Source organism: Streptomyces sp. NPDC007095 (assembly GCF_040634475.1).
Taxonomy (GTDB): Bacteria; Actinomycetota; Actinomycetes; order Streptomycetales; family Streptomycetaceae; genus Streptomyces.
This window is the reverse complement of record NZ_JBEYFS010000316.1, coordinates 1-10,322: the sequence shown is the minus strand read 5'-3', so window position 1 is coordinate 10,322 and position 10,322 is coordinate 1. Positions and strand designations below refer to the sequence as shown.

11 protein-coding genes are annotated in these 10,322 nt (G+C 71.2%); 5 read left to right on the top strand and 6 right to left on the bottom strand.

Annotated elements, in window-relative coordinates; translation table 11 throughout:
- The 3 genes from ABZ656_RS52800 to ABZ656_RS52790 form a co-directional block, all read left to right on the top strand.
- Window positions 1–153 (top strand): helix-turn-helix transcriptional regulator (locus ABZ656_RS52800; protein WP_360279194.1); only part of this gene is annotated, 153 nt, incomplete at its 5' end.
- Window positions 154–165: 12 nt separating this feature from the next.
- Complete coding sequence (locus tag ABZ656_RS52795) at window positions 166–912, top strand: class I SAM-dependent methyltransferase (protein WP_075026596.1); 747 nt, start codon at window positions 166–168, stop codon at window positions 910–912.
- Entirely contained in the window at window positions 909–1,985 is a 1,077-nt protein-coding gene (locus tag ABZ656_RS52790) for a prenyltransferase (protein ID WP_101405436.1), read from the top strand. The genes ABZ656_RS52795 and ABZ656_RS52790 overlap by 4 nt, the downstream gene beginning before the upstream one ends.
- 28 nt (window positions 1,986–2,013) lie before the next feature.
- Here the strand turns inward: ABZ656_RS52790 and ABZ656_RS52785 are convergent, their stop codons facing one another.
- Window positions 2,014–2,307: a hypothetical protein gene (locus ABZ656_RS52785; RefSeq protein WP_101405437.1), complete on the bottom strand. Its 294-nt coding sequence runs from the start codon at window positions 2,305–2,307 to the stop codon at window positions 2,014–2,016.
- Between the two features lie 156 nt (window positions 2,308–2,463).
- On the opposite strand from ABZ656_RS52785, the gene ABZ656_RS52780 reads away from it, so the two are divergent.
- On the top strand, window positions 2,464–3,027 hold the full coding sequence (locus ABZ656_RS52780) for a hypothetical protein (RefSeq protein WP_360279189.1): 564 nt from the start codon (window positions 2,464–2,466) through the stop codon (window positions 3,025–3,027).
- Between the two features lie 29 nt (window positions 3,028–3,056).
- Here ABZ656_RS52780 and ABZ656_RS52775 read toward each other — a convergent pair whose 3' ends face one another.
- The 5 genes from ABZ656_RS52775 to ABZ656_RS52755 form a co-directional block, all read right to left on the bottom strand.
- Complete coding sequence (locus ABZ656_RS52775) at window positions 3,057–4,067, bottom strand: LLM class F420-dependent oxidoreductase (protein WP_360279186.1); 1,011 nt, start codon at window positions 4,065–4,067, stop codon at window positions 3,057–3,059.
- Between the two features lie 129 nt (window positions 4,068–4,196).
- Window positions 4,197–5,030 carry a DUF5336 domain-containing protein gene (locus ABZ656_RS52770; protein WP_101405440.1) on the bottom strand — a complete coding sequence of 278 codons (834 nt, stop codon included), beginning with the start codon at window positions 5,028–5,030 and terminating at the stop codon, window positions 4,197–4,199.
- Window positions 5,031–5,188: 158 nt separating this feature from the next.
- Window positions 5,189–6,190 (bottom strand): N-acetylmuramoyl-L-alanine amidase, encoded by a 1,002-nt coding sequence (locus tag ABZ656_RS52765; RefSeq protein WP_360279183.1) that lies wholly within the window; start codon window positions 6,188–6,190, stop codon window positions 5,189–5,191.
- Window positions 6,191–6,212: 22 nt separating this feature from the next.
- Complete coding sequence (locus ABZ656_RS52760; RefSeq protein WP_101405442.1) at window positions 6,213–6,875, bottom strand: class I SAM-dependent methyltransferase; 663 nt, start codon at window positions 6,873–6,875, stop codon at window positions 6,213–6,215.
- Window positions 6,876–7,034: 159 nt separating this feature from the next.
- On the bottom strand, window positions 7,035–8,780 hold the full coding sequence (locus ABZ656_RS52755) for an MFS transporter (protein WP_101405443.1): 1,746 nt from the start codon (window positions 8,778–8,780) through the stop codon (window positions 7,035–7,037).
- A 231-nt stretch (window positions 8,781–9,011) separates the two neighbouring features.
- On the opposite strand from ABZ656_RS52755, the gene ABZ656_RS52750 reads away from it, so the two are divergent.
- On the top strand, window positions 9,012–10,205 hold the full coding sequence (locus ABZ656_RS52750; RefSeq protein WP_360279178.1) for a lipid-transfer protein: 1,194 nt from the start codon (window positions 9,012–9,014) through the stop codon (window positions 10,203–10,205).
- The last annotated feature ends 117 nt before the right edge of the window (window positions 10,206–10,322 follow it).

Genomic DNA, 10,322 nt, shown 5'->3' with positions numbered 1-10,322 from the left:
CGGCAACAGCTTCGGCTCGCCGCCGGCCTCACCCAGACCGAAGTCGCTGAGGCCATCGGCGTCAAGCGTCTCGCGGTCGCACAGTGGGAGGCCGGCCCCCGGCCCCGTAGATTTCGGCCCGGCCACGGGCGTCACCCCCACCTCCGATCGTGAAAGCAGGGCCACGTGCTGACCGTCGACTTCTCCCGGTTCCCGCTCGCCCCGGGCGACCGCGTACTGGACCTCGGATGCGGTGCCGGCCGGCACGCGTTCGAGTGCTACCGGCGCGGCGCCCAGGTCGTCGCGCTGGACCAGAACGGCGAGGAGATCCGCGAGGTCGCCAAGTGGTTCGCGGCGATGAAGGAGGCGGGCGAGGCCCCGGCCGGCGCCACCGCGACCGCGATGGAGGGTGACGCGCTCGCGCTGCCCTTCCCCGACGCCTCCTTCGACGTCGTGATCATCTCCGAGGTCATGGAGCACATCCCGGACGACAAGGGCGTCCTCGCCGAGATGGTGCGCGTGCTGAAGCCGGGCGGGCGCATAGCGATCACCGTGCCGCGCTACGGCCCGGAGAAGGTGTGCTGGACGCTGTCCGACGCCTACCACGAGGTCGAGGGCGGTCACATCCGCATCTACAAGGCGGACGAACTGCTGGGCAAGATGAAGGAGGCCGGTCTCAAGCCGTACGGCACCCATCACGCCCACGCCCTGCACAGCCCCTACTGGTGGCTGAAGTGCGCGTTCGGCGTCGACAACGACAAGGCGCTGCCCGTGCGGGCGTACCACAAGCTGCTGGTCTGGGACATCATGAAGAAGCCGCTGGCCACCCGGGTCGCCGAGAACGCGCTGAACCCGCTGATCGGCAAGAGCTTCGTGGCGTACGCGACCAAGCCCCACCTGCCCCTCGACTCCGCCGCGGTGGACGCTTCGTGACGACTCCGCGCACGCCCCGGACAGAACACCTCGTCCTGCCCGGGGTCCTCACCGCCGAGGAGGCGGCCGCCACGGTGCGGGCCGTCCTCGGGGTGCAGCGACCCGACGGCGCCATACCGTGGTTCCGTGGGCACCACCTCGACCCGTGGGACCACACCGAGGCGGCCATGGCACTGGACGCGGCGGGGGAGCACGAGGCGGCCGAGCGGGCGTACGAGTGGCTGGCCCGGCACCAGAACCAGGACGGTTCCTGGTACGCGGCGTACGCCGACGGGGACGCGGACGACGTCACCGACCGCGGCCGGGAGACCAACTTCTGCGCCTACATCGCGGTCGGCGTCTGGCACCACTACCTCGCCACCGGCGACGACGCCTTCCTCGACCGGATGTGGCCCGCGGTCTACGCGGCCGTGGAGTTCGTGCTGCGCCTTCAGCAGCCCGGCGGGCAGATCGGCTGGAAGCGCGAGGACGACGGCACGGCGGTCGAGGACGGCCTGCTGACCGGGAGTTCGTCCATCCACCACGCGCTGCGCTGCGCGCTCGCCATCGCCGAGCAGCGCGAAGAGCCGCAGCCCGACTGGGAGTTGGCGGTCGGCGCGCTGCGGCACGCGATCCGCAGGCACCCCGAGCGGTTCCTCGACAAGGACCGCTACTCGATGGACTGGTACTACCCGGTGCTCGGCGGCGCGTTGACCGGCGCCGAGGCCGAGGCCCGGATAGCGGAGGGCTGGGACCGGTTCGTGGTCCCGGGGCTCGGCGTGCGCTGTGTGGTGCCCAACCCGTGGGTGACCGGCGGTGAGTCGGCCGAACTCGCCCTGGCGCTGTGGGCCGTGGGCGAGTCCGACCGTGCCCTGGAGATCCTCCAGTCCATCCAGCACCTGCGCGACCCGAAGACGGGCCTCTACTGGACGGGCTACGTCTTCGACGCCCGGACGATCTGGCCCGAGGAGCTCACCAGCTGGACGGCCGGCTCGGTCCTGCTCGCCGTCGCCGCGCTCGGCGGCGACGAGGCGACCTGCGCGGTCTTCGGCGGCGAGCGCCTGCCGCTGGGGCTCGACGCGGAGTGCTGCTGAGCCCTGCCGGCAGCCGGGCGGGGACCGCTCAGTGGCGGTGCATGCGGTTGGCGATGGCGTGGCCGATGAAGAGGTACACGACGGCGGCCAGGCCGTAACCCGCGACCACGCGTGCCCACGCCCTGTCGAAGGTGAACAGGTCGCGGGACCAGCCGGCCAGCCAGCTCGCCACGTCGTGGACGAACTGGACCAGGTCGTTGGCCCGGTTCGCGTCCAGGAGATACATCAGGATCCACAGGCCGAGGATGACGGCCATCACGTCGGCGACGATCGCGATGACCGTGCCCGCTTGGTTGGAACCGTTGCGATATCGAGGGGACATGCCCTCCGGGTTGCCGCGTATCCGTCGATGAAACCCGCGGGGTACGGCACCCGAACGGGTCGCTCGAGTGGCGCGGTGACCGGGTTCGGGTGAGCCTGCTGGAAGAGCCGTGTCTCCCGGAAACCGGGAGAACCGTTCCCTTCCCCGGAGGACCCCGTGCCCGTACCGATACGGCGCCTCGTCGTGGCGCTCACCGTCTGTTGCGCCCTGCTCGCCGGTGCCACGGCCTGCGGCAGTGGCAGCAGTGCCACCAAGGACACCGCCGCCGTCGTGGCGGCCGCCACCCCGTCCAGCAGCAGCACCGTGGAGAAACAGAAGCTCTCCAAGACCCGCTTCGTGGCGAACGCGGGCCTGGCCGCCGGAGCCACCTACCAGTGGATCGTGAAGCCCTGGAAGGCCGGCAAGTTCAAGAAGGGCGCCACTGGCCGCAGGACCGCCCTGATCAAGGCGGCCCTGGCCGGCACGTTCGCCTACAACCGGCTCAAGGCCGCGAGCCGGAACGCCCAGGGCGACCCCACGCTCTCCAAGGCCGTCGCCCCGCTCACCGCGGGCATCGACGCCCTCAAGAACCTGCCGTCCAAGCTCCGCAAGGGTGACTCGACGGACGCGACCGTGGGCTCGTTCGACGACATCATCAACAAGGTGAAGGACGCGGGCAAGAGCGCGGGCGCCCCGGTGACCGACAAGGTGCCGTCGGCCTCGCAGCTGTCCGGCGGCTGAGCCCCGACCGCTGTACCGCCCGACAGGACCTAGGAGTTGAGCTCGGCGAGAACCCGCAGCGAGTGAGGGTCCGGTGACAGCGCCAGCAGGTCTGTCACCGGGCCCTTGCGCCACGACTCCAGCCGCTCGGCGATGCGTTCACGCGGTCCGACGAGAGAGATCTCGTCGGCGAACGCGTCCGGGACGGCGAGCACCGCTTCCTGGCGGCGTCCCGCGAGGAACAGCTCCTGGATGAGCCTGGCCTCCTCCTCGAACCCCATCCGTGCCATCAGATCGGCGTGGAAGTTGCGCGCCGCGTGCCCCATTCCGCCGATGTAGAAGCCGAGCATCGCCTTCACGGGCAGCAGCCCTTTGGTGACGTCGTCGCAGACGCGGACATGGGCCATGGGCGCGACGAGGAAGTCGGCGGGGAGATCGCTCAGCGCGGCCTCGTAGGCTCCTGGGCGGGTCGGCGACCAGTACAGCGGCAGCCAGCCGTCCGCGATCCGGGTCGTCTGCGCGATGTTCTTCGGCCCCTCGGCGCCGAGCAGGATCGGCAGGTCGGCGCGGAGCGGATGCGTGATCGGCTTCAGCGGCTTGCCGAGCCCGGTGCCGTCCTCGCCCCGGTAGGGGTGCTTGTGGAAGCGGCCGTCGAGCTCGACGGGCCCTTCGCGCCTGAGGACCTGGCGTACGACGTCGACGTACTCCCGGGTCGCGGTCAGCGGCGACTTCGGGAACGGACGGCCGTACCAGCCCTCCACGACCTGTGGCCCCGACAGCCCGAGGCCGAGCATCATGCGCCCGCCCGAGAGGTGGTCGAGGGTGAGCGCGTGCATCGCGGTGGTGGTGGGGGAGCGGGCGGCCATCTGCGCGACGGCCGTGCCGAGCCGGATGCGGGTCGTGTGCGCGGCGATCCAGGTCAGCGGGGTGAAGACGTCCGAGCCCCAGGACTCGGCGGTCCACACGGAGTGGTAGCCGAGTCGCTCCGCCTCCTGGGCGAGCGGCAGATGGTCCGCGGAGGGGCCGCGCCCCCAGTAGCCGAGTGCGAGGCCGAGCCGCATGAACCCTCCAGGAGTTAGGTTCTGACGATGCGTCAGTCATGTGCACGCGCCAGCCGACTGTACGGCAACGGCCCCCCGCCCGGAAGGACGAGGGGCCGTGGGAGGCCGTACGGGAGCGGACGCGGCCGGTCAGCCGCGCTGGATCCCGGAGGTGTCCTGCAGCACGCCGCGACGGCCGTCCTGCGTCTGCGCCACCAGGTTCGCACCGCGCTGTTCCACGGCCAGGTACCAGGTGCCCGGCGCGAGTTCGGCGATCGGCGCCTGCGAACCGTCCTCCGCGAACAGCGGACGCGGCACCGGCACGGCGAACCAGAACGGCGAGAAGTCACCGGCGGGCGGCTGCGGTTGCGGGGCCGGCGCCTGCTGCGGCTGGCTGGGCTGGCCGCCGAACGCCTGCCCCTGCTGCGGCTGACCCCCGAAGGCCTGGCCCGGCTGCTGGGCGCCGGGGTAGCCGTAACCCCCGGACGGCTGGGCGCCGTAGGGCTGAGGGGCGGCGGGCTTGGGGGCGGGGACGAGCGCGGACTGCAGGGCCGGGACGAGCGGGGTCGCGATGGCGGCGCCGGCCATGATCAGCGTCGCGATGAACGCGAGGATGAGGCCGGTGCCGGCGCTGACGCCGCTGTCCCCGCTGCCGGCGTTGTCGACGCCACCCATCGGGTCGAAGACGTTCCCGAGCGCGCTCCACGCGGCGAAGACCGTGAAGGCGACGCCGAACTGACCGAGGTCGAGTCCGACGATCTTGGGCATCTGCGGCAGGCCGTGGGAGACGACGACCAGCGCGGCCCCGATGATGCCGGCCAGGACCACGCTCAGCAGGAGCGGTCCGCTCGACCAGGCGCTGGGGATATTGGCACTGCTCGAGGCCCCGTCGATCGAAAAAATGTCGAGGAACGACGCGATGAACAGCAATACCGCTGCTCCGATCACCACGCCGTCGCCTCGAGTGAGGGAGCGGATATTCACTTCAGGTCCTTCGTCAGTCGTCTCGTCGTCGGTGGAGGCGTCGCTGACACCATGTCGCCGTAAGGCCCTGGTGTGAAGCGCGGGGGTGGCCCCTCATCGTAGGGACGACACTATCGCCCGTCCGATCAGGGTGTCCGTCGGGTTCGATCCGCCGATCACTACCCGCGCAGGAAACTCACGATTCCCTCAGAGATCCCACGCGCCGCCTTCTGCCGCCATGCACCGCTGGTCAGCAACGCAGCGTCCTTGCTATCGCGCATGTTGCCGCACTCGATGAACACCTTCGGAACCGTTGACAGATTGAGACCGCCGAGATCACTGCGGACGTCGAGTCCGGTGCCGCCGCCGATGTAGTTGGAGGGCGCGCTGCCGGTGTCGCGGACGAAGTTGCCCGCGACGCGCTCGCCGAGATCGCGGGAGGGGGCGACGATCGCGCGGGTGTCGGCGGTGCCGGAGTGGACGGACGCGGGGAGGATGACGTGGAAGCCGCGGTTGCCGGCCGCGGAGCCGTCCGCGTGGATGGAGACGACCGCGTCGGCGTGCGCGTCGTTGCCGATGCGGGCCCGCTCGTCGACGCACGGGCCCCAGGAACGGTCGCCGTCCTGGGTGAACTTCACCGTGGCGCCCTCCTGTTGCAGGAGCGTGCGCAGCCGGCGGGCTACGTCGAGCGTGAACCGGGCTTCCGTGTAACCCGCGTTGGTCGACGTGCCGGTGGTGTCGCACTCCTTCCAGTTCGTGCCGATGTTCACCTTGCGGTTGATGTCGGCCGAGTGCTGGAAGTTGCCGGGGTTGTGGCCCGGGTCGATGACGACGACCTTGCCCCTGAGGGGCCCCGCGGCGGCGGGCAGGTCCGAGGCGGCGGGAGTGGCGGGGCCGGAGAAAGTCGAGCTCGGCGGCTTCCCGTCGTCCGTCCCGGACGCGCCCGGTGTCCGCGCCGCGGCGGAAGCGGACCCGGGTGCCGCGGAGGAGGACCCGGGTGCGCCGGCCGGGGTCGTCGACGTGGCGGACGTACTGCCCCCGCCGCCCGAGTCACCCACCGCCTGCCACACCAGCCACCCCACCAGCGCACCCGGCACCAGCGCGGCGACCGCCACCGTCATCGGCCCGCGCCGGGAGCGACGGGGGCCGGGAGGATCGAAGTCAGGACCTACGTACGACACGTCAGCGACTCTAACCGCGCTCTCAGATCCCCGCTCCCGTTCGCTTCAGGACGCGCAGTGAGTCGGTCACCGAGACCTCGGTGAACGCGCCGGACTCCAGGGCGCGGAGGTAGACGCGGTAGGGGGCCTGGCCGGTGAACTCGTCGGCCGGGTCGGGGAACACGTCGTGGATGAGGAGGAGGCCGCCCTCGGCGACGTGCGGCGCCCAGCCCTCGTAGTCGCCGGAGGCGTGCTCGTCCGTGTGGCCGCCGTCGATGAAGACGAGACCGAGGGGCGTGCGCCAGAAGGCGGCGATCTGCGGCGAACGGCCGACCATCGCGACCACCTGGTCCTCCAGGCCCGCCTTGTGGAGGGTGCGGCGGAAGGTGGGAAGCGTGTCCATCCGGCCGATCTCGGGGTCGACCGTGGCCGGGTCGTGGTACTCCCACCCGGGCTGCTGCTCCTCGCTGCCCCGGTGGTGGTCGACGGTGATCGCCGTCACCCCGGCCGCGCGCGCCGCGTCCGCGAGCAGGATCGTGGAGCGCCCGCAGTACGTGCCGACCTCCAGGAGGGGCAGTCCGAGCCGGCCCGCCTCGACGGCGGCCTCGTACAGCGCGAGCCCCTCACGGAGCGGCATGAACCCCTTCGCGGCCTCGAAGGCGGCCAGGATCTCGGGCTTGGGCGCCGCGGGTTTGGGGTCCTGCATCGGGGTCCTCCGTCGGGTGCGAACGGCAGCGTCGCACGTCTGCCTGTGTGGGTCCGCGTGTACGTGCCTGTGAGCGCCCCATGGTGCACCACACCCCCGCCGCGTCGGCGACGGGGGTGTGGTGCGGACGGGACCGGGCCCCAGGGCCTGTCGTTCGGATCAGGCCTGGGCCGGAACGGTCTCGCTCGGCAGCGCGAGGTCCAGTTCTACGGGGCGGTCGTCCCCGGAGTGGGTCGCCGAGGAGGCGAGCGGGCCGTGGCCCGGTGCCCTGGCGGCGAGGACGTACGCGCCCTCGGCGGGCACGGCGAGCGCGTAGCTGCCGTCCGCCTCGGAGAGCGTGGCGCCCGCCTGGCGGCCCCGCCGGTCGATCAGGGTGACCTTGGCACGGGCGACCGTGCCGCCGTCGGCGTCCAGCACCCGGCCGCGGAAGCCGCGGAGCACTTCTTGGGCGCGCTCCAGGGCCGCGTCCTCCTCGCTGCTCGCGCGCAGCTGCGGCTTGGTCGCCGGGCGTCGGCCCGGCAGCAGCAGGGCGAAGAGCAGACCGATGGCGACCGCGCCGGTGGCGATCAGGAAGGAGACCCGGAAGCCGTGCATGGTGGGGACCTCGACGCCACCGACGTTGTGCGCGGTGTTGGCGAGGACCATGCCGATGACGGCGCTGGAGACCGACGTACCGATCGAGCGCATCAGGGTGTTGAGGCCGTTGGCCGCGCCCGTCTCCGAGGCCGGGACGGAGCCGACGATCAGCGCGGGCAGCGAGGAGTAGGCGAGGCCGATGCCCGCGCCCAGGACCACCGAGATCACGATGGTCTGCCAGGCGGCGCTCATCAGACCGAGGCCGGCGCCGTAGCCGATCGCGATGATCAGCATGCCGAGGATCAGGGTGACCTTGGGGCCGTACTTGGCGGAGATCCGGGCGTAGACCGGCGCGGTGAACATCATCGTCAGACCGAGCGGCGCCACGCACAGACCCGCGACCACCATCGACTGGCCGAGGCCGTAGCCGGTGGCCTTCGGCAGCTGGAGCAGCTGCGGCAGGACGAGCGAGACGACGTAGAAGGAGACGCCGACCATGATCGAGGCGAGGTTGGTGAAGAGCACCGAGCGGCGGGCGGTGGTGCGCAGGTCGACCAGCGGCGCCTTCACGCGCAGTTCCATCACGCCCCACAGGAGCAGGACGACGGCCGACGCGGCGAACAGACCGAGCGTGGTGGTCGAGGTCCAGCCCCAGTCGCTGCCCTTGGTGATCGGCAGCAGGAAGAGGACGAGGCCCGCGGAGAGGCCCGCCGCGCCCAGCCCGTCGAAGGTGCCCTCGGCGCGCATCGGGGACTCCGGTACGGCGACGAGGGTCAGGACGATCGCGACGGCGCCGAGACCGGCGGCGAGGAAGAAGAGGGCGTGCCAGTCGGCGTGCTGCGCGACCAGGGCCGCGACGGGCAGCGCGAGTCCGCCGCCGACGCCGATGGAGGAGCTCATGAGGGCCATCGCCTCGCCGAGCTTCTCGCGGGGCAGCATGTCGCGCATCAGGCCGATGCCGAGCGGGATCGCGCCCATGGCGAAGCCCTGCAGGGCGCGGCCGACGATCATCACCAGCAGTTCGCTGGTGAAACCGGCTATGAGCGAGCCGACGACCATCACGGACAGGCTTGCGAGCAGCATCCGCCGCTTGCCGTAGAGGTCACCGAGCCGGCCCATGATCGGCGTGGCCACGGCTCCCGCGAGCAGCGTCGAGGTCATCACCCAGGTGGCGTTGCTGGGTGCGGTGCCCAGCAGCTCCGGCAGGTCCTTGATGACCGGAACGAGCAGGGTCTGCATCACCGCGACAACGATGCCCGCGAAGGCCAGTACCGGCACGATCGCGCCGCCGGGCCTCCGAGTGGGCTGGTCGGTCGTCGTGTGCGTCATTGCGTGAGGCCTCCAGGCCGAAAGAGAGAGGGAGGAAGGAGGAGAAGGGGGGTGGCGATCCGTGCGGGAACGCGTGCGGGAGTGCGTGCGGGATACGTGCAAGAGGAACCCGGTGCGCCCAGGCAACTATTCCGATGCTTCGGCGTACTAACAAAATCTTGACCCTCCCATGAAGAACTGACTCGGCGTCAGGCCTGGCGAGCAACTGGAACATGTTCTAGTCTGCGCGCCATGAAGGCCTACGTCGCCGGGGTCGGGATGACCAGGTTCGAGAAGCCCGAGACCCGTGATTGGCAGTACTGGGACATGGTGCGGGAGGCGGGGGGTGCCGCGCTGACGGACGCAGGGATCACGTACGCCGAGGTGGAACAGGTTCCTGTCGGCTACTGCTTCCAGCCCTCGACCGCCGGCCAGCGCGCCGCGTACGAACTCGGCCTGACCGGCGTCCCCGTCTACAACGTCAACAACAACTGCGCCACCGGATCGAGTGCGCTGATGCTGGCCCGGCAGTTCGTCGAGGGCGGGGTCGCGGACTGCGTGCTCGCGCTGGGCTTCGAGAAGATGAAGCGCGGGGCGCTGGGGGGCGGTGCGGACGGGGGAGACTTCTCGACGTCCCCGGTGGCTCGCCACTACGGCGTCATGGCCGCCCGGCACGGCTTCGAGATGTCCCCGCCCACCGCGCAGATCTTCGGCGACGCGGCGCGCGAGCACATGGAGAAGTACGGCACCACCGAGGCGCAGCTCGCCGCCGTCGGCGCCAAGAACCACCGCCACTCGGCGAACAATCCGTACGCCCAGTTCCAGGACGTGTACGGGGTCGACGAGATCCTCGCCGCCCGGGTGGTGCACCGGCCGCTGACGAAGCTCCAGTGCTCGCCCACCTCGGACGGGGCCGCCGCCGCGGTCGTCGTGTCCGAACGGTTCGTGGAGCGCCATGGGCTGGCGGACAAGGCCGTCGAGATCGTCGCACAGGCCATGACCACCGACACCGAGGAGTCCTTCGCGTCCGGTTCCTGCGTCGACGTCGTCGGGCAGCCGATGTCGCGGGAGGCCGCGCGCCAGGTGTACGAGCGGTCGGGGCTCGGCATCGACGACGTGGACGTCGTGGAACTGCACGACTGCTTCTCCATCAACGAGCTGCTGACGTACGAGGCCCTGGGGATGTGCGAGGAGGGGGAGTCCGGCAAGCTCGTGGAGTCGGGGGCCACGACGTACGGCGGGCGGTGGGTCGTGAACCCGTCCGGCGGGCTGATCTCCAAGGGGCATCCGCTGGGAGCGACCGGGATCGCCCAAGTGGCCGAGCTGGTCTGGCAGTTGAGGAGCGAGGCGGGGCCTCGGCAGGTGCCGGGCGCACGGGTCGGGCTCGCCCACAACATCGGGCTGGGCGGGGCGGCGGTGGTCACGCTGCTGCGGGCGGCGGGCTGAGTCACCACCCGATCGACGCGGCCGGGCCTAGGTCCTGTCGTCAAATTCCCGTCGTCCGCCCGGAGGGCGGGCCCTGCGGCGTCAGGTGCGTGCTCTCGGCGTGCCGGGCACAGGCCC